Origin of the sequence: Micromonospora taraxaci (assembly GCF_007830095.1) — a bacterium.
Classification (GTDB): Bacteria; Actinomycetota; Actinomycetes; order Mycobacteriales; family Micromonosporaceae; genus Micromonospora; species Micromonospora taraxaci.
Genome location: NZ_VIWZ01000001.1, coordinates 4,778,784 through 4,797,186 on the forward strand (window position 1 = coordinate 4,778,784; position 18,403 = coordinate 4,797,186).

Sequence of the window (18,403 nt, forward strand, 5' to 3'; positions counted from 1 at the left end):
CGCTGGCTACCGTCTGTGAAGCCCTGGTCGAAGACCCTCAATCGCCGGCCGGCCGCTAAGCGACGAGACTCTTGGCCATGATGTGCTCCCGACGCACGCCGTCGGGCATGAGGTCGCCGAGCTCACGCGTGTCACGGAAGCCGTTCCGCTGGTACAGCGCCCAGGCGTTCTGGTTGCCCTCCACCACGGCCAGGCGCAGCGTCTCCGCGCCCACGAGCCGAGCCCACTGCTCGACCGCCTGCAAAAGGTGGTCGCCCACGCCCCGGCCGCGTCCCAGCGGCGCCACGTACATCGAAATCAGCTCGACGACGCCGTCCTGATCGGTCGGTACCCCGCTGGCCATCCCGACCGGCTGCCCGTCAAGCATCGCCATGATGTTGTACGCGCCAGGGATGGCCAGCCGACCGCGCCAGCGTTCCTCACGGTCGCCCTCGCCCTGCCAGTCCGCCAGCTGAGAACCGAACGCGTACGCCGCCTCCGCCAGCGCAGCAAGCCGCAGCTCCCGCCACATCTTCCAATCGCCCTCGCTCAGCACACGCGTCTCGATCACGCGGGGAAGGGTGCCGCAGGTGTCGCGAGCAGGCAACCCGGTATCTGGTGACGGGGTGTGACGACCAGGCCTATTGACCGACGACCTGTCACCCATCAACTGGAACCCGCCATCACCGGCAGCCGGCTGTCCGGTCTCATGACCTGCGTGACACATCGTCAGCAGGACCTGCGTACGCGCCGCGAGAGCGCGGAAGCGGTCGTCTGAGGGGTCCACACAGGTCAGCCTGTTTCAGGCGCCGATCGGCGGCGTCTGCGCTCCCAACGGGCTTGTCGCTCGGCAAAGGCACGCCGCGCATCCGCCAGACTGACCGGCCGTTCGGCATAGGCACGCCGGGCCTCCGTCAGACTGAGCGAACCGTTGGGACCGCCCCGCACCGTGTCAGCATCCTCGTCATCCTGCCCGTCGTCTTCCCAGCCACAGGCGGAGCAAATCTGGAAGTGACCTCGCCCCTCGAGCGTCGGATGCCGGCAGCACGGACACGCGTACGTTCCGCTACCCGCTTCAGCCACTACAGATCGCAGATTCAACGCCTCGATGTACTGCTCAAACCATCTGGCGCGACTCACGAGCTCCTCTGCGGACGGTCCCTCCTGCTTACCGGAACGCTCGTCCACACCTTGTGCCTCTCGTTGTCGATCCACGTGAAGTGTCGGGCTCAGCACAGAAAGCCTTCACCTCAGGGAGGTGGTGCCACCGCTCGTATTGCCTGGCTCCGAGCTACGAGGGCACCGGAGCCAGAGAGGTCGCTGCGAGCCATCACCCGCCTCCGCCATCGCCGTCGCCGCTCCCGTCGGCACTGCCACCGTCACTCCTGTGACCGTGGCCGGCAACCCACCAACCGTCGGCGTAGGGGCTGACCCCCGGCCCCTCCAATCGCTTGACCCGCGTTCTGCGCACCGCCACTATTCCGAGCACGGTAGCGACCAGAGCGGCCAGCACGAACAGGACCTCGAACATTTAGTCACGGTACGGTGGCGAATCGGGCACTGCAATCGACAGCAATGGTTCTGACGCCTTCGGTGTGAAGGCCGGCCGCAGAGTTGAGCTGTCCGAACCATCCACCGCAGTCCACGGACATTCGGCCTTGCCCGCGCCCGTCGTCACCCAGTTGGTCATCCAGCCCGAGTATCAGACGTTAGAGCGGAACATAGAGCCGCTGTCCCGCCACCAGCGTGGGCGGCCAGCGACACCGGCTCTCAGGGCGCCTCGGCTGTCGTTTCTGGCTGACGCTCTCACCGACCGGCTCACCTACGGTCTGAGCAACCAGTCCGAGAGCACGAAGGCCAAGTACGTCACTCAGTGTGCCGATGATCGAGGCGTGCTCCCGACGGCGCACCGCTCAGCATCGTGCACCACGCGTGGTCCCCGCCTGGTCCCCAGATGTCGGACGCTGGCGACGGCAGCCCTCGTTTCAGAAAGTGTGGACACGGCCGGAAGACGTGCGCCACCCACCCTCACTTGGCCTGCCGCGCCATGTCGGCAGCCAGTCCAAGAGCTGGCTGCCGTTGACCCGCGCGGGTCAGGCTGGGGTCAGAGATCTGTGCCAGAATCGGCCGATGCCCGTGATTCCAGGCTATGAGGACGACCCCTTGGTCGATGGGGCGTACCTGACAGACGAGCCACTTTTCTGGGCGTGCCACTTGTTGCAATGCACCAACGGCGTCGAAGAGCCGCTGTGTGCGGGCTTCGGGGTCAGCAAGGACGACCTGTTGCAGTTCTTCGAAAGGGTCAGCGCTCAGCACAGGTGGCCAGTGCTCTCAGTCCCGCTCTCGGCAGGGCACGTGCTTCATGTCTTGTACCGCAACCTTCCCGGCGAAGGAGGGTACGACTATCTGCTGCACCGTCCTGACTGGACGGCGACCGTTCCCCTGGCAAGGGTCGAAGGTTGCTTCAGGGGGCCGGGGCTGTGCTGGCCAGAGTTGCTCGCCGTCGCGCATAAGGCGGCCGAAGCCGGGTCGGCGGCGCGCCTTGACCCTCAGACCTTCCTTCTATTGTTGCCGATCATGAGTGACGCGGACCTCCCCGAAGACGCGGACGACGTCCTCGCGGCGATGTTGACCGCCTGCGGCGCCACTGGAGAGACCGGGGCGCTGGCTCGGATACTCCTTGAGGAGCAGAGCTGCTGGGGTCCGCAGCCCTGGACTCTGACCCCAGCTGGACGGATCAGCGAGAGTAGGTACGCCTTCCGCCGCCCTGGGGAAATGTCGTCAGACATGCTGGCTCAGGTCAGTTTGCTGCTGGGGCCCGGTGGCAACGCTTGAAACCGCGCTGCTGCGACGGAACTCTGAGGGGCCGGGATTCGGGGTGAAGCCCCGCGGTCTTCGACCGTGTCGTCCCCAAGTGTGGCCGACTGGCCCGGCCCATGCCGGCCGGAGGTCGCCAGCAGGCTGGGGCCGGGCCGGCGCGGTCCGCTTGCGGGCCGCCTAGATATAGTTTTCGGCCAGTCCACCAGCACCACACCGGCGGCGCCGTGGTCCGTCGCGAACCAGGTGCGGCGCGACGTCGAGAGGACAGACTGGCCCTGCGCCGCCCGCAGCGCCGCGTACACGGGTAGGGGTCGAGCTGCAACGCCGGCGTCCCGAAGTCGCGGTCGGCTCAGTCACGCGCGGGCGAGGTCACCGCATCACCACCGCGTCCGGCGCGCCCGCCGGCTCCCGCACGGCGGCGAAGCGCAGCCGGTGGTAGTCGGCGTACCAGCGATCGTCGCGCAGCAACGTCGGCGCGGCCAGCTCGTTGATCCGCGCCAGGACGGCGTCGCGCCGGTCCGGCGGCACATGGCCGATCAGCTCCGCGCCGAACATGGCGACCCAGTCGGCGACGCCGCCCGGACAATCCGTCAACTCGGTGGGGCGGTCGAAGTAGTCCATCCGCAGCACCTGGAAGCCGTGTGCCTCCAACAGGGTGGCGTACTGCCCTGGACTCGGGAAGTACCAGGGCATCCGGGCGCCCTCGGTCAGGCCCAGTTCGGCCAACGCGGCGCGGACGGCGGCGAGGATCCCGGCCACATTGTGCGCACCGCCGAGTTCGGCGACGAACCGCCCACCCGGACGCAGCGCACGACGGACGGCGGCGACGACCTCCGCCGGACGGGTCATCCAGTGCAGCGCGGCGTTGGAGAACACCGCGTCGGCCTGCTCGTCGATCAGGAAGTCGTGGCCGTCCGCGAGCAGCACGTCCGATCCCAGCCGGGCGGTGGCCGAGGCGACCATGGCGGGGTCGCCGTCGACCGCGATCACCCGCGCGCCGCGCGCCGCGATCGTGGCGGCCAGCTCACCGGTGCCGCACCCCAGGTCGAGGACTGTCTCGCCGGGCACCGGAGCGAGCAGCTCGACGACACCGCCGGCCAGCGCAGATACGTAGCCGAACTGACGGTCGTAGCGGTCGGCGTCCCATCCGGGGGCGGAGCAGAACTCGGGGACGGAGTGCTGTGTCATCGTGTCACCCTCGATCAAGCTGTTGGAGCATGAGTTTCCGTGGTGCCGCCGGCGAGCGCCAGGCCGGTCGCGTCACGCACGGCTCGATCCGCCGGATGGCCGCGCCGGTAACCGTCACCACCGGAGAGCTGCAGCGCCTCGTCGGCAACCTCGGCCAGCACCGCGGTGGCCAGGTGTTTGCCGGCGGCCGCCCAGCCGTCAGGGCAGGCGCCTTTCGTGGTTTCCGGTGCTTCCGCTATGTGTGGTGTGCGAAGAGCGGGCTACTCGGGCCGGTCGCGGGGGCGTGCAGTTCTGCTGCTCATTGGGACGTGCCTGATTTTGGTGTGGTGCGTACGTGTGCGCGTTCGCCTTGTCTGCCGATGAGGCTGAGGAACTCGACAGGCCCGGCGCTGGTGGCGCCGAACCAGTGGGGGGTGCGGGTGTCGAACTCGGCGGCTTCTCCGGGTTGCAGGGTGAGGTTGTCGTCGCCGAGGACCAGGCGCAGGGTGCCGTTGAGGACGTAGACCCAGTCGTAGCCCTCATGGGTGCGCAGGTCGGGTACGCGGTTGTCGTCGCCTGCGGGCAGGACGAACTTGTAGGCCTGGATGCCTCCCGGCCTGCGGGTCAGGGGCAGGATGGTGGATCCGTCGCCAGCGGCGATGGGGCGCAAGTTGATCCGAGGATCACCGGTCAGCGGCGCGTCGACGAGTTCGTCGATGGTAACGCTGTGGGCGCGGGCGAGCGGGAGCAGCTGTTCGAGCGTCGGGCGCCGCAGGCCCGCTTCGAGCCGCGACAGCGTGCTGACGGAGATTCCAGTCTCCTCGGCCAGGTCGGTGAGGGTGATGTTGCGGCGCTGCCGCAGCTGCCTCAGCCGCGGGCCGACCGCGTCGAGGGTGCGGTCCAGGTTGTCGTCCACAACCCCATTTTGCCATTCGGCAAAGAACTTTGCAGATTTTCGCCAGCCAGCTCAGGATCAAGTCACCGGCGAAGGTAGTGAAGGGGGAAGGGCAGATGGTGGAGCAGGCAGAGACCGTGCGGGACGTGGTCGTGGTCGGTGGCGGTGCTGCCGGGTTGAGCGCGGCGTTGATCCTGGCGCGTTCGCGGCGGCGAGTGACGGTCCTGGACGCTGGCGCACCCCGCAACGCGCCGGCGCAGGCCGTGCACGGCCTGCTGGCTCTCGACGGACTGAGCCCGCTGGAGCTCCTCAGACGCGGCCGCGATGAGGTCACCGGCTACGGCGGCGAGATCATCTCTGCGGAAGTCGCTGAGGTGTCGCGCAAGTCGCTGGGGTTCGCGGTGACGACACGTGACGGTGCTGTGCTGCACGCGCACCGGTTGCTGATAGCCACCGGCCTGGTTGACGAGATGCCGGACATCGCCGGATTGCGGCAGCGGTGGGGCCGCGATGTGCTGCACTGCCCGTACTGCCACGGCTGGGAGGTCCGCGACCACGCGATCGGTGTGCTCGCTACGGGGCCGATGTCGGTGCACCAGGCGCTGCTGTTTCGGCAGTTGAGCGATGACGTGCGGTACTTCAGCGGCGACCAGGAACTCAGCGATCAGGACCGGGCGAAACTCGACGCGCTCGACATCCCGGTGATCGCTGGCGGCGTCGCCGGGCTGGAGATCGTCGACGACCGGCTGACCGGGGTCCGTCTCGACGACGACGAGGTCGTACCGGTCGAGACCGTGGCGGTGGCGCCGCGGATGGTCGCCCGAGCAGAGGTTTTCGCCGGTATCGGCATCACCGCGACGCAACACCCGGTGGGTTCCTTCATCGCCGCTGATGAGACCGGCCGGACCTCGGTGCCCGGGGTATGGGCGGCCGGTAACGCCACCGACCTGTCCGCCCAGGTCGGTGCGGCCGCCGCGGGCGGCGCCCGCGCCGCAGCCCACCTCAACGCCGACCTCGTCGCCGAGGACACCGACCGGGCGGTCGCCCGGCTGACAAACGAGGAGAGCCTCCGATGACGCACAGCTTCGACAAGGACTACTGGCAACAGCACTGGCAGCAGACCCACGGCGACAAGGCCGGCTCCATGGCCGGCAACCCACCCAACCCCTACCTCGCCCAGGAGACCGCCGGCCTGGCACCGGGCACCGCCCTGGACGCCGGGTGCGGCGCCGGCGCCGAGGCGATCTGGCTCGCCTCCCACGGCTGGCAGCTCACCGCCGCCGACATCTCCGCCGACGCCCTCGCCCGCGCCGCCGACCGCGCCACCGCCGGCGGGCAAGCGGAGTCCATCCGGTGGGTGGAGGCGGACCTGACCGTCTGGGAACCGGGCATGCGCTTCGACCTGGTCACCACCCACTACGCGCACCCCGCGATGCCCCAACTGGCCTTCTACCAGCGCATCTCCGACTGGGTGGCGCCCGGCGGCACCCTGCTGATCGTCGGCCACCTGCACACCGGCCACGGGCACGGGCACGGGCACGGGCATCAGCATCCCGCCGAGGCGACGGTCACCCTCGCCGACATCACCGCCGTCCTGAATACGGCCGACTGGAAGATCGTCACCGCCGAGGAGCACCGGCGCCCGGTGCCCGGGCCCGGCGGCCAGACGGTCTCGCTGCACGACGTCGTCGTGCGCGCCACCCGCCGCCCCTGAACCACTTTCTCTGCGACGCCGGGACCGAGGTCCACCCCGGCGCCGTACCCCATCGCGCCCTTTTGGAAGGAACCCCGCGCATGCCTGCCCTCGACAGTTCCCCGAGCGTGAGCGTCCCCGACGCGACGATTCACGACCCGCGCCAGCGTCGCGCGATCCTGATCGCGGTGTGTATCGCCCTGATGGCGGTCATCGCCTCGGTCTCCGGGCTCAACGTCGCCCAGCCGCAGGTCGCCGTCGCGTTCGACGCCTCGCAGAGCACCGTCCTGTGGATGATCAACATCTACACCCTCAGCCTGGCCGCGCTGCTGCTCCCGCTCGGCGCCCTCGGCGACCGGGTGGGCCGCAAGCCGATCCTGCTCGCCGGCCTCGCCCTGTTCGGCGTCGCCAGCGCGGCGGCGGGCCTGGCCACCTCATCCGAGATGATGATCGCCGCCCGGCTGCTCGCCGGCGTCGGCGCCGCCATGATCATGCCGGTCACCCTGGCCGTCATCACCTCGACGTTCCCCGACACGGAACGCTCCAAAGCCATCGGTGTGTGGACCGGCGTCGCCGGCGGCGGCGGCATCCTCGGCATGTACCTGTCCGCGGTCCTCGTCGACTGGGCGAACTGGCGGTGGCTGTTCCTACTACCGGTCGTGCTCGTGGCCGCGGCCACCGTCACGGCCCTGCGAGCCGTCCCGAACTCCCGCGAGACGTCGCAGCACAGCTTCGACATGGTCGGATCCCTGACGTCGGTGATCGCCGTGGTCGCGCTCATCTACGTCCTGCACGAAGGCCCGGTCCACGGCTGGACCTCGCCCGTCACCGTGGCCAGCCTGCTCGTCGGCATCGTCGCCGCCATCGGGTTCGTGGCCTGGGAACTACGCCGGGCAGCACCCCTGCTCGACGTGCGCCTGTTCCGCGACCGGCGCCTCGCCAGCGGCTCGCTGGCACTGCTGGCACTGTTCGGCGTCCAAGCCGGGATCTTCGTCGTGCTGTTCCCCTACTTCCAGGCCGTTCTCGGCTGGTCCGGACTGCGCTCCACCCTCGCGCTCATGCCCATGGCAGCGATGATGATGCTCGCCTCCGGACTCGCCCCCCGAGTGGCCGCCCGAGCCGGAGCTCGCGCGACGATGGCAGCCGGAATCCTGCTCGGCGGCGCCGGCCTGGCGCTGATGGCCACCCTCGTCTCCGTCAACGGCGGCTACCTCGCCATCCTGCCCGGCATGCTCGCCATGGGACTCGGCATGGGCCTGACCCAGACCCCCTCCACCGAGGCCATCACCTCCGCCCTGCCCCGCGAACGTCAAGGCGTCGCGTCCGCCCTCAACGACGTCACCCGAGAATTCGGCACCGCCCTCGGCGTCGCCCTGCTCGGAGCCGTCCTGACCGCCGGCTACCGCAACGCCATCAACGGTCGCCTCGAGACCATCCCGGGTGACACCGCTGACACCGCCCGCGAAGGCATCGCCAACGCCATCGCCACGGCCGACACCGCCGGCACCCGGGCACCCGCACTCATCCGCGCCGCCCAGGAATCGTTCGTCGACGGCTGGCAACAAGCCATGTGGGCGGGAGTCGCCGTCATGACGATCCTGTTCGTCTACGTCCTGGCCCGGGGCCCTCAACGAACCGCGCCGATCACACCGGCAACCGCACCGAACTCGGCCAGCGACGCCACCATCCCCGGGTAGCACCGGCCTGGCACACGCCGCGATCCTGCAGCCAGACGCGGTCCCGCTCGTCCCCCCGCTCCTCACGGGCCCTCCCCCGGTCAGCTGCTAACCGCGCTGGCCGGGGGCAGCCGCAGCAGCCGGTAGCCGTCGTGTCGAGCTGAGCGAGCTCGCCGTCGATGTCGACGGAGTGGGGGCCGTAGAAGTGCACGTTCTCGTGGTGAGTCGGCCAGATGTGCGCCAGGGCCTCGTCACCGACGTCGCGGCCGTCGCGGCTGTCCCGACTCAGGGCGTAGCGGGCAACCCTGCGCGGCACAGTTCAAGAGCGTCTCGAGCACCGCGCAGGGCTGCGATCACATTGGGCGAGGGGCGCACGTGCACTTCAGGAAAGTCGAGACCGGCCGATCCGTTGGTGATCGGGTAGGCCAGTTGCTCACGCCCGAGGCGGAATTGAGCGTCGATGCCGGCGCGGTTGCCGCGCGGGTCCTGGCGATGCCAGCCGCCGGCCAGGTATACGGCAACGAGGCCGTGCAGGAAAGGCTCTCCCCCGTCGGTCAGCTGTTGGTAGCACAACCCGGCCGGAACGCCGGCGGCCCGGGCCACGGCCACCAGCAGGTGCGACTTGGCATAGCAGAGGCCGACGCCAGCGCTGAGCACCTCGCCAGCGGTGACAGTGATCCGCGGATCCTGGGCGTCCACGGAGTGCCGGATCCGGTCACGAACCCATGCGAAGGCGGCCCGCGTGAAGTCGACGTCGTCCGGATGCGCCGCGCGTAGTTCACCAGCTAACGCCCGCACTGCCGGATGGTCCACCTCGACGACCATGTCACTGCCCAGGTAATCCATCGGTTCGCCCGCGACCAGTTGCATAGCTGTCCCCTCCCCGCCGCTTGTCCAGTCGGGTTCGAGGCTGCTCCTTCGCGCCATGCCCCATCGCCTTACGGTAACGGCGCTATCTCACCGCAGCCACGCTTAGCCTGCCACCCTCATTCCCTGGCACAGCTACGGCAACGCGCACTGATCGCCCGCTTGTCGCGCGCTGCCAAGTATTACGACAGCCGGATGAAGCGATTGCCAGTCGTGCCGACCTGTTCTGGCTTGGTCAGGTCCAGGCATGGTCGAGGGCCAGTGCGAGCCGCCTGGCCCACTGCTCGGCGGTGCCCGTAATTCCGGCGTACTCGTCGGTGAAGTTGGACCAGTCGACCTCCCAGGACAGCACGGTCTCGGCCCCGAAGGTATCGGCTTCAGCGCCGAGTTCCGGTCGCATGAGCTGGCGGACGAGGGATTGGTCGACAGTGGTGTGTTCGGCAAGCAGGACTGCGTCGTAGAGGTCCTTGCCTTGCGGGTACATGTCGGTGGCCAGCCACAGCAGCTTCCACGCCAGGGCCAGCGAGGCGGGCGCGGCCAGTAACGGCTTGTCGACGTCAGGCAGGATCAGCATCTCTGGTGGGAGAGGAAGTTGTTCGCCGAAGACGATATCGATCTGTACGTGGCCGGGCGGTGCCTCCGGGGTACTGAACGGGATGAGCAGGCGGCGTCCGTCCGCCCGTTCGTAGGTCCAGATGGCGGACTCGGTGATCCGGTCTGGCTGCACACCGGCACCCGCTGCGGTTCGGATCGCGGTCTTGATGTCATCGAGCAGCGTGCGGGCGTCGACGCTGTCGCTGGTGATGGTGTGTGGGGTGACGACGAAGTCGAGGTCGCCCGGCTCGCGGGCGGCGTCGCCGACCCAAGCCGCCATGGTGACGCTGCCGCGCAGAACCAGATGCTGACCTGAGGAAGTTGCGGCGATGGCCGCCAAGACGTGATGCATGGCGGCGCGTCGGGCTTTGGTCCACAGCTGGCCGGTGGCCGCCGCAAGGAAGTCGGGCTCACCGGCACGGTAGGCGTTCGCGTACTGCTTAAGGGCCGGGTCGAACGCCGCTCGCTGGCGCACGGCCGAGCCGGCGGACAGTGGCTGGTAGGTCGGCGGGTAGTCCGGCGAGCCGGCCGGCGCGGACCTCATCCTGTTCTCGCGCTCCAGCGTCCACCTGCTGGGGCCCGGCTTGGGCGAGTCCAGCCAACCCTCGTCGTAATGGAGGTGGCTGTCGAAGACGACGTACTCCTGCTCCACCGTCGTGGGCTCGTGGCCCGCGACCCGGAGGGTCTCGACAAGCTCATCTAGCCTCTGCTTGGCCGCGGCGAGCCCGACACCGTGACATCGCTGGTTGACAAACCGCTCCTGCGCACCGTCGGCAAACTGCCGGCGGGCGTTGCGGGACAGCCGCGCCCCGTGCGGCGCGACCAGATCGGTCAGAGCCATCAGATCCGCCACCGCCGCACTCGGTAGCAGCAGTTTGACGTGATGTTCGAAATACCGGCCACCCGGCTCGGCTGCCGCCTGCTCATCCGATTGCGGTACGCCTGCACACCATGGCGCTGCCTCAATCTTCGAACGGCACGGGTGTATCCCCGCCTCACGCAACTCGTGTTGCCAACGCTGCACCGCGCCCTGCTGCTCGGTCAGCGTGCCTCGCCCGTTCAGGCTGAGCATCGGTTGAGAGGCGTACGCGCCACGGTCGAGCACAATATGGACGAACTTCACACCATGCTCGGTGGCGAACGCCCGCAGCTTCTCGGCCTGAGAAGCGTAAGCCGTAATGTGGATCTCGAAATCCCCCGATACCTCAAGCATCGGCGGAGTTTATGGCACGACCCTCAGGCCGAATAACTCGATTACCCGATGCGGCAGGGCAGAGCCTTCCCGGAGCGTGTTCAGGCGTCACCACTGACCCTCACGCCAGAGACGAGGCTCGACGCCTGCACACCGAACCCGACTGCGGGCCGACGCTCGCCATCGGCTGCTGCTGCGAGCTCGGCTGCGAAGGCCGGATTGAGGTACGGGAAGCGGTTCGCCAGCCTTCACATCAGCGCCTGGCCGAGTCAGACCCCGGCGGGAGGTACCCGTCAACATGATCTCTGCGTCTAGCCTTCTTCGATGGGTTACCGAGCACGCGATCGCGAGCTGGCGGTCGAACTCGCCCTCGAACTGCTGGCCACTGGCCGGGTACGCGGAATTCCCCCCGATCATCGACCGGCAGAGCTCGAGCGACGGCTTGGCCGACCGTTCCAGGAGGGGATCTTGGACGTCTCCGGCAACCTGCTGCGGAGCTGGGGCCTTCTCGAGGCGTACTACGAACGAGAGCACCAAGACAGTCCCTGGCGGCACCCTGCTGATGGGTCATGGCAGCCTGGGACGACGTCCTGCCCACGATCTGCTGATGGAGAGGGCTCAGCCACAGTACAAACTTCTCAGCAAGAAACTTGCCAAGCGCAGATGCTGACGCCGACCATACGACCACAGCCCACTACATCGCCTTTGCACAACGCTGCCCGCCTACCGCAGGGACGGGGTTCGTGTCGGTGGGAGTACATGATCCGTTGCTCACCACCGCTGACGCTCAGCGCCACTCAGAAGTTCGCGTAAGCCTAGTACGGCAGTGACAGTTCGTTATCTGGCCGTTGAGGGGTCAGTCGACGAGTCCGTTGGCTCGTGCTTTCCACAGCTCTTGCCGTGCTTGTCTGGTGTCGAGTTTTTCCAGTCCTTTGGCGGCCCAATACCGGAGTGACTCGTCGCCGTCGTGCAGTTGTTCGGTGAGTACCGGTAGCGCTTGGGGTGAGCGGGCTTCGCCCACGAGTTCGACCAGCCAGCAGCGCAAGCCGTGGTCGTGTCGTTCCTGAGCGAACTCGGCGATGAGTTCGTCGATGTGGTCGGCGGCGTGGGGCAGCAGGAGGTGGAAGCCATCTTCCTTGGTCTGCGGGTCATGGCGGCGCATGAGCTGCATGGCCTGTTGGAACCGCTTCGTCACGCCGTTGAGGCTAGCTGGTTGAGCGGCATCGGGGGTGCCGGCACTATCGGCGGTGGCTGGGTGAACCGGATGGCGTGTTGATCCCGGACGAGACCGGGCTCTTGAAGAAGGAAACCCAGTCCGTCGCCGTTCCACGGTCGCCTGCGCCGGCCGTGTCATTCGCGCACCACAGGGCCCTTGTCCGCGTGATCCGGGTCGCTACCCATCTGACCCTCCGCCGCGTGGTCCCCGATCATCGGGTGGCGGTGCAGGATGATCCCTTCCAGCACACTCACTCCGGCGACCACGGCAAACAGGGTCGCCAGGGCGGCCAGGGCCGGCGCCAGGTGTGCTAGCGGCAGCAGAATCAGGCAGAGCACGCTCGCGCCGATCCGTCGTCGTGCGATTTGTCGGTGGATCCGCCAGTGGGTGTAGGCAAAGGTGCCGAGGAAGAGCGCAGCGCCACCGAAGAGCACGGTCCCCTCGCTGGCCCGAGGCGGCTCGAGGGGCTCGGTCACTGCCTCGGACAGTCCGACGGCCACCGTGATGATCGCGAAGCTGAACAGCAAGTGACCGTAGATCATGACGGAGCGGCGGATGTCTGCCTGCTGAGCGGCCCGGGCCACCGCTTGCCGGAAAGCCCGGACACCGTAGATGAAATACACCCACCAAAGCGCGCAGACCAGCGAGTAGGAGAGGCATACAGCAACCAACCGGGCGAGGGTCAACGGCTCGTCCACGGCTACCATCCCGACCTGGATTACCGACTCGCCGAGCACCAGAATGATCAGCAGCCCGTAGCGGTGTGTGTAGTGCAGCGGCCGGACGCGGACCTTGTCGAGCGTCCGTCGGGTGAGCGTGGTGATGGACAGATCGGCGAGAATCGCAATCGACCAGAGCACTATTCGCGTCGTACCGTGCAGCAGGCCTCCCGCCAGTTGCAGCGGACCAGCCACCAGACCCGACCCGTAAGGGCGAAAGACCGGGGACCGCCAGCCGCCCGGGGTGCGCAAGGCCAATGCCGCCAGCAGTACCCGCATCGCCAGGTAAACACCGACGAACAGCAGGCCTCGATCATCGAAGGCACCGGGGACTGTCAGGGCCAGTAGCAGACTGCCGAGCCCGAGAGCGAAGACGCCAGCCCGGTCCAGCGCGTTGCCGACGTCGCGTTGGTCGGTGTAGATCGTGGTGCCAACCCAGGCCCAATAGATGGTTACGAACAGCAGCAGTACCCGGCCGATGCCCGCCCAACTGTGATCTTCGTGCAACATGTGGGAGAACTGGGTGAGTGCGAACACGAAGGCCAGGTCGAAGAAGAGCTCTTCCCAGATGACCCCCTTCTCGGGAGGCGTGGTCGGCACTCCGACAGCATATCGACGATCAAGCCGGAAATTTCCGGCTTCACCACAAGCGTCAGGCGTCAATCAGGGGACCGATCCGTTAACTCACCTCGGACTGGCGACTCCGAACTCGGTCTTGAGCTGCGGGAAAGCGCGGACCTGTGCAGACACCACCTAACAGTGTGGCTTGTCGCCGGCCGGCGACCGAGCTGAGAGCCACCAGGGCGGCGGCGATTGCACCCGTCGTTCGCCCGAGGTGGCACCTGGCTGTCACCTGACAACGTCCGCCGTCAGTGGCGTGAAGTTCGCGCCGACACTGACCTCGCCTGGGTCACCCCCACACGCCTTCCGTAAGACAGTGGCCACCTCAAGGAGGAGTCCGACACGAAGAGCGCCGCAGCACAGCTCGCACAATCCAGCGAGGAGGCCACCGCCACGTATTACATCTCGAAATCCGCCCAAGCGCCGGACGTCCCGGGCATCCTCGAGTGACTCGGCACCGATCACGGGAAGCGGCCCAGTCCCGCACCTGCGGCGCCAGCCCTTCTTCGCGACCTCACCTGACGGTGCGCTCTCGATGCTGTCCCGCAACTACCAGTGCAGGAGAGCAATTCGTCCAGCCATGCCATCGGCGCTCATGCCCCGCACGGGGGAACGTCCAGCGAAACCAGCCGTCAGCGAGTGGTTGGGGTGGGGACTCGGCACGGTCCCGGTCGGTCATGCCGTCGTCAAGACGCCCGCCGACGCCTGTCCGTCAGGGTCGTCGCCGGTCGCGTCGCCCCGGCCCGGTCACGGCCGACGCCCCGCCACCGGTGTCGACAGGCATCGCCCTGCCGGGCCGCGCCTGCCCGGTCTGGCTGCCTGTGGTGTACGGCGGGCGGGACCGGATCGGCCGGGCATCTCAGAGCCGCCCGGGTCCACGGTCGGGCAGCCCTTGCCGCCGGAGGCGAAGGGGTGTCCAGGCACTCCCGGGCGGCGACCTGTCGCTCAATACACGATCATGATCTCGTGAGTAAAGACTTCAAGATCGGCGATGAGACGTTGTGGAACCCTTCCAACGGCGTCGCCGACCTCTTCGTCCGTACCGCCGATGCTCTTGCCCAGGCGGAAGGCGTGTCGACCGGTATTGAGCCGATGCTGATCCGCGACGAATACTGGATCGACGCTGACGAATTCACCGCGTTCGTCGACGTGCTCGTCCGCCGCTACATAGGATCCCGGCACCCGATTCTCCGGTCATTGATCGAGGGGTTCACGGCCACCGCGCTCGTCATCGTCGAACGTGCCGGCCGTGACATCGGCGCGTTGAGCAACCCGTCGCCGCCTGATTGGCGGGACGTCTCGGTTGGTACTACCGGCCTGGCCGCGCCCGGTGATGCTGAGCGCCTCCGGGAGCTTCGGCAGGAGAGCGCCCGGGCCATGCCGTACTGATCACCGGTCGCCGAATTGGGGCTGAGCCCTGGTTGGCCGTCGTCATCGGTGCGGCACTGGCGTCCCGGCTCGACGGCGCGCCCCGTCGGGTGAGGCCACCGAAGCAATCGCCCTACCGCTGGGGCCGTCCCGAGATTCGGCCGCTGGTGACCTCGACGCCGCCGACCAGGTGACGTGGCTCGCCCAGGTAGCCCGCGCGATTGAAACCCCTATGGCCGCAAAGACCGTCACGCGCGCACGCCACATCCGAAGCGTTGTCTCTTGATACGCGGTCGTCCGAGAGGTAGAACCCCACGGTGCCCGCACTCGTTGACCTGCCTGCCAACAGCACCTCCCGAGTGGCACGGGTCGTCACCGAAGCATGTGCACCGGCCGTCTTCGCAGCCCTGATGCCGCTGATCATCGCCCTGCACAGCACCGCCCCCGCCGTGGTGACCGGCCTCGGCTGGGCACTGCTCGCCATACTGTTCTGCTCCGTCGTCCCGTACGCGGTCATCTGGGTCGGAGTACGACGGGGACGGCTGACCGACCACCACATCGGCGTACGCGAGCAGCGCCGCAGGCCCCTGGTCTACGGACTACTGTCCGTCCTCGTCGGACTCGCCGTGCTCGTCCTCGCCGGCGCGCCTCGACCGCTCGTCGCCATGGTCGTGGTGATGTTCGCCGTGCTGCTCATCGTCACCGCGATCAACCAGGCATGGAAGCTCAGTGCACACGCCGCGGTCGCCAGCGGCTCGGTGTGCGTACTGATCATCGTCTTCGGGCCGGCGCTGATCCCATCGCTGGCGATCGTCGTTCTGGGGGGCTGGTCCCGCGTGCGGCTGGGTGATCACACGATTGGGCAGGTTGTCGCAGGCGCTCTGGCCGGCATCCTCATCGCTGTGCCGACGTTCGTCCTCCTCGCGTGAATCGACGGGGATTCCAGCGGATCGTCGGCAGTTGGCGCCCCGCCACGCTCAGTGCCGCAGGGCAGTCAACCATCGGGCGGATCGTGGCTACTGCGCTGGTGCGGGCCGTTCCGGTGACGCTGCGGCGAAGCGACACCCGGCAATGGCTTCCACCCGTTCCAACAGCGGCGGATGCAGCTCATCCGCGTAAGGCCCGATGACGGTGATCTCCACCGTCGGTCCACCTTGGACGTGGTGGCCCGGGGCTTCTTCGTAAGTCGCGCCGCCGGCGGGGCTGACATCGTTCGCGGTGCGCCCCGTGAGCTTGCGCTAAGGGCGCGGGGTCCTCGATCGGCGGCCCGTTGGGGTCGGCTCCTGGTTGGCGGCGCGACCGGCCTGTGAGGCGGGCCCGCCTTGACAGCTCGACAGCGCACCAACTACGGACGGGGCCGGGCACCGGTGGACGCGTCGCGGGTTGCACCGAGACGATCCCACGCCGCGTCCGGCAGGTCGGCGGCCCATTCGACGATCTCCACAACGCGGCTCGATCCCGAAATCACCGCCGCGATCACGATCGCGAGCAGTCCCGGCAGCGGATGGCTCCGGCCGCTGACGTCCCGTGGGTCTGGAACCCGCGCGAGGGTCTGCAGCAACCCTGGCGTGTCCTGTTTCGACAGCGGCAAGATGTGCCGCTGCACCGATCGCGACTCCTGCGTGACAAGACGCCTTTGACAAACAGCGTAAGGCCCGGCTACCCGAACGGCATTGATCGAGGTCTTGACTCTATGCGCCGCCCTGCCGATGATTTACTGCGGCGGTACAACAGTGAGGGTCAATGTGATGACGCAGGTAGAGCCACCGGCAGGAGGCCCCACATCAGCCGTCACTCTCCGCGAGCTTGGAAAAAATGGCCGACTCTCGCGTGCCAGTTCAGGCACGAGGGATTGGCTGACACGGGGGGCCCATCGGCGGGAACTGACCATCGCGAGCCTCGGTTCAGTGCTCCTCGCTGTCGCGATGATCTGGCTGATTCCGCCGTACGCGGTTCGCGTGATGACCGCCGGTGCCAAGACTGCGCCGATCGCCGACCCGGCCCACACCATCGTCGGTGACGCGGGTGACCCGACGGCCCAAGCATGGCTGGTGGGATGGGGTGGCCACGCTCTCACCCACGGCCTGCGTGGCCTGTGGGATACCAACGCTTTCTATCCCGACAAGTACGGCCTGGCCCTGAACGACAGCCTGCTCGGCTATGCCCCGGCAGGGCTGATAGGCAACGGCGTAGTCGCCGCCGTGCTGCGCTACAACATCCTGTTCGTGCTGGCCTTCGCGCTCGCCTTCCTCGGCGGCTACGCGCTCGTGCGCCAACTTGGCGCGAACAAGGTCGCCGCCGCGGTGGCCGGGGCCGCCCTCGCCTACGCGCCCTGGCGCTACGGCCACGCCGGTCACTTGAATATTCTCTCCACCGGTGGCATCACTCTGGCCCTGGCGATGCTGGCGCGCGGCCACGGACTCTCGTTCACTCGCGGCTACCTTCCCGAACGAGTCCGGCCGGGATGGGCGTTCGCTGGCTGGCTCGTCGCGGCCTGGCAGGTCAGCCTAGGCTTCGGCGTGGGGCTGGGATTCGTATACGTCCTCGCCGCCCTCTGCCTGATCACACTGACAGCCTGGCTGATCCACCGCCCACGCCTTGGCCGCCGGCTGATCGTCAGTGATTTGATCGGCGGGCTGGTCTTCACCGCGGTGACCGGATACTTCGCGTACGCGTACCAACACGTCCGCGAGCTCAACCCCACTGTCACCCGGGACTGGGACTACGTCGCGTTCTTCTCCCCGACACTGCGCGGACTTCTCGTGGCGCCGCAGTCCTCCCTGCCCTGGGGCAACCTGCACAACGAGGCCCGCATCGCTCTTGGTGGCGCAACGACCGAGAAGGTGCTGCTCTGCGGGTACGCACTGTATCTACTGGCCTTCGCCGGCCTCTTCCTGTCCCGCTGGTCACCGACGCAACGGCTTCTGCTGCTGCTGGGGACGGTCGTCGGAGTGCTGTTCGCGCTGGGCACGAACGGGCCGATCTACCGCCTGCTCTATCTGTACGTGCCCGGGTTCGATGGATCCCGTACACCAGGTCGGTTGATCTTGTGGCCGACTCTCTGCCTGGCCATCCTCGCGGCCGGCCTGGTCACCCACCTGGCCGACGTGGCTCGCAGAGGTGCCAAGCCAAAATGGTCGGTGGAAGAGGCGCGACTACTGACCGTTCCGTTGCTGGTCCTCGTGCTAGCTGAGGGCCTGCCCAACCTGGACCACCCCCAAACCCCAGCCAAACCGGCCGCGATGGCGCTAGCCTCCGCGCACGCCCCGATCATGGTATTGCCGTCCAACGACGGCATCGACCTCCACGTCCTACTGTGGTCGACCGACGGTTTTCCCGCCATGGTCAACGGTGCGGCCAGCTACACCACACCCAACCGTCAGGCGATCCGCGACGTCATGACGACCTTCCCCAGCCAGCCGGCCTTGGATCGGTTGCACCAGCTCGGCATCCGCAGCGTCGTCCTGCTCCGCGACCGGGTCCACGGCACCCCATACGAACCACTGCTCAACATCACCGACGTACCCGGCATCACCCGCCACGACGTCGGGCCAGACGTGGTTTACACCATCGACACCAACACGAAGTGATGTTGG

Annotated in this window: 19 protein-coding genes and 1 pseudogene; 8 read left to right on the forward strand and 12 right to left on the reverse strand. The window is 67.8% G+C overall.

The features are described 5' to 3' along the window. Nucleotides 1-55 precede the first annotated feature (55 nt). The 3 genes from FHU34_RS21580 to FHU34_RS21590 form a co-directional block, all read right to left on the reverse strand. Nucleotides 56-550, reverse strand: a complete 495-nt coding sequence (locus FHU34_RS21580; RefSeq protein ID WP_145783393.1) for a GNAT family N-acetyltransferase — start codon at nt 548-550, stop codon at nt 56-58. Nucleotides 551-771: 221 nt separating this feature from the next. Further along, nucleotides 772-1,215, reverse strand: coding sequence for a CPCC family cysteine-rich protein (locus FHU34_RS21585; protein ID WP_341874447.1), 444 nt, complete (start codon nt 1,213-1,215; stop codon nt 772-774). Between the two features lie 94 nt (nt 1,216-1,309). Beyond that, on the reverse strand, nt 1,310-1,510 hold the full coding sequence (locus FHU34_RS21590) for a hypothetical protein (protein ID WP_145783394.1): 201 nt from the start codon (nt 1,508-1,510) through the stop codon (nt 1,310-1,312). 599 nt (nt 1,511-2,109) lie between these two features. Between FHU34_RS21590 and FHU34_RS21595 the strand changes: the two genes are divergently transcribed. After that, entirely contained in the window at nt 2,110-2,814 is a 705-nt protein-coding gene (locus tag FHU34_RS21595) for a hypothetical protein (RefSeq protein ID WP_145783396.1), read from the forward strand. A gap of 354 nt (nt 2,815-3,168) precedes the next feature. On the opposite strand, the gene FHU34_RS21600 is transcribed toward FHU34_RS21595, so the two are convergent. Genes FHU34_RS21600 through FHU34_RS21610 form a run of 3 tightly spaced genes read right to left on the reverse strand, consistent with a single transcriptional unit; the run spans nt 3,169 to nt 4,882 of the window. Next, nucleotides 3,169-3,987, reverse strand: coding sequence for a class I SAM-dependent methyltransferase (locus FHU34_RS21600; RefSeq protein WP_145783398.1), 819 nt, complete (start codon nt 3,985-3,987; stop codon nt 3,169-3,171). A 14-nt stretch (nt 3,988-4,001) separates the two neighbouring features. After that, complete coding sequence (locus tag FHU34_RS34285; RefSeq protein ID WP_145785731.1) at nt 4,002-4,226, reverse strand: acyl-CoA dehydrogenase family protein; 225 nt, start codon at nt 4,224-4,226, stop codon at nt 4,002-4,004. A 59-nt stretch (nt 4,227-4,285) separates the two neighbouring features. After that, the gene (locus tag FHU34_RS21610; protein WP_145783400.1) at nt 4,286-4,882 is read right to left on the reverse strand and encodes a helix-turn-helix domain-containing protein; all 597 of its coding nucleotides are present in this window, start codon (nt 4,880-4,882) and stop codon (nt 4,286-4,288) included. A gap of 95 nt (nt 4,883-4,977) precedes the next feature. Here FHU34_RS21610 and FHU34_RS21615 point away from each other — a divergent pair, with 95 nt between their 5' ends. The 3 genes from FHU34_RS21615 (at nt 4,978) to FHU34_RS21625 (ending at nt 8,251) form a co-directional block, all read left to right on the forward strand. Then, nucleotides 4,978-5,937: an NAD(P)/FAD-dependent oxidoreductase gene (locus FHU34_RS21615; RefSeq protein ID WP_145783402.1), complete on the forward strand. Its 960-nt coding sequence runs from the start codon at nt 4,978-4,980 to the stop codon at nt 5,935-5,937. Further along, on the forward strand, nt 5,934-6,575 hold the full coding sequence (locus FHU34_RS21620) for a class I SAM-dependent methyltransferase (protein WP_145783404.1): 642 nt from the start codon (nt 5,934-5,936) through the stop codon (nt 6,573-6,575). The genes FHU34_RS21615 and FHU34_RS21620 overlap by 4 nt, the downstream gene beginning before the upstream one ends. A gap of 80 nt (nt 6,576-6,655) precedes the next feature. Next, nucleotides 6,656-8,251, forward strand: a complete 1,596-nt coding sequence (locus FHU34_RS21625) for an MFS transporter (protein ID WP_145783406.1) — start codon at nt 6,656-6,658, stop codon at nt 8,249-8,251. A 264-nt stretch (nt 8,252-8,515) separates the two neighbouring features. On the opposite strand, the gene FHU34_RS21630 is transcribed toward FHU34_RS21625, so the two are convergent. The 4 genes from FHU34_RS21630 to FHU34_RS21645 all read right to left on the reverse strand — a co-directional run bounded on the left by FHU34_RS21630 (nt 8,516) and on the right by FHU34_RS21645 (nt 13,418). Next, the gene (locus tag FHU34_RS21630; protein WP_145783408.1) at nt 8,516-9,100 is read right to left on the reverse strand and encodes a transglutaminase-like domain-containing protein; all 585 of its coding nucleotides are present in this window, start codon (nt 9,098-9,100) and stop codon (nt 8,516-8,518) included. Nucleotides 9,101-9,332: 232 nt separating this feature from the next. Beyond that, nucleotides 9,333-10,904 carry a nucleotidyl transferase AbiEii/AbiGii toxin family protein gene (locus FHU34_RS21635; protein WP_145783410.1) on the reverse strand — a complete coding sequence of 524 codons (1,572 nt, stop codon included), beginning with the start codon at nt 10,902-10,904 and terminating at the stop codon, nt 9,333-9,335. An 835-nt stretch (nt 10,905-11,739) separates the two neighbouring features. Further along, entirely contained in the window at nt 11,740-12,078 is a 339-nt protein-coding gene (locus FHU34_RS21640) for a HEAT repeat domain-containing protein (RefSeq protein WP_244311781.1), read from the reverse strand. Nucleotides 12,079-12,233: 155 nt separating this feature from the next. Then, on the reverse strand, nt 12,234-13,418 hold the full coding sequence (locus FHU34_RS21645) for a low temperature requirement protein A (RefSeq protein ID WP_167524871.1): 1,185 nt from the start codon (nt 13,416-13,418) through the stop codon (nt 12,234-12,236). 228 nt (nt 13,419-13,646) lie between these two features. Between FHU34_RS21645 and FHU34_RS33840 the strand changes: the two are divergent. The 3 genes and pseudogenes from FHU34_RS33840 to FHU34_RS21660 form a co-directional block, all read left to right on the forward strand. Next, nucleotides 13,647-13,961: pseudogene (locus FHU34_RS33840) on the forward strand (site-specific integrase); the annotation flags it as partial. Between the two features lie 390 nt (nt 13,962-14,351). Beyond that, entirely contained in the window at nt 14,352-14,828 is a 477-nt protein-coding gene (locus FHU34_RS21655) for a DUF6086 family protein (protein WP_145783413.1), read from the forward strand. Nucleotides 14,829-15,217: 389 nt separating this feature from the next. Then, nucleotides 15,218-15,736, forward strand: coding sequence for a phosphatase PAP2 family protein (locus FHU34_RS21660; RefSeq protein ID WP_244311984.1), 519 nt, complete (start codon nt 15,218-15,220; stop codon nt 15,734-15,736). 87 nt (nt 15,737-15,823) lie between these two features. Here FHU34_RS21660 and FHU34_RS34080 read toward each other — a convergent pair whose 3' ends face one another. Together FHU34_RS34080 and FHU34_RS21665 are read right to left on the reverse strand one after the other, a co-directional pair. Beyond that, nucleotides 15,824-15,949 (reverse strand): hypothetical protein, encoded by a 126-nt coding sequence (locus FHU34_RS34080; protein ID WP_280116493.1) that lies wholly within the window; start codon nt 15,947-15,949, stop codon nt 15,824-15,826. A 203-nt stretch (nt 15,950-16,152) separates the two neighbouring features. Continuing rightward, nucleotides 16,153-16,413, reverse strand: a complete 261-nt coding sequence (locus FHU34_RS21665) for a transposase family protein (protein WP_244311782.1) — start codon at nt 16,411-16,413, stop codon at nt 16,153-16,155. 142 nt (nt 16,414-16,555) lie between these two features. Between FHU34_RS21665 and FHU34_RS21670 the strand changes: the two genes are divergently transcribed. Next, entirely contained in the window at nt 16,556-18,397 is a 1,842-nt protein-coding gene (locus FHU34_RS21670) for a hypothetical protein (RefSeq protein WP_244311783.1), read from the forward strand. Nucleotides 18,398-18,403: the final 6 nt, after the last annotated feature.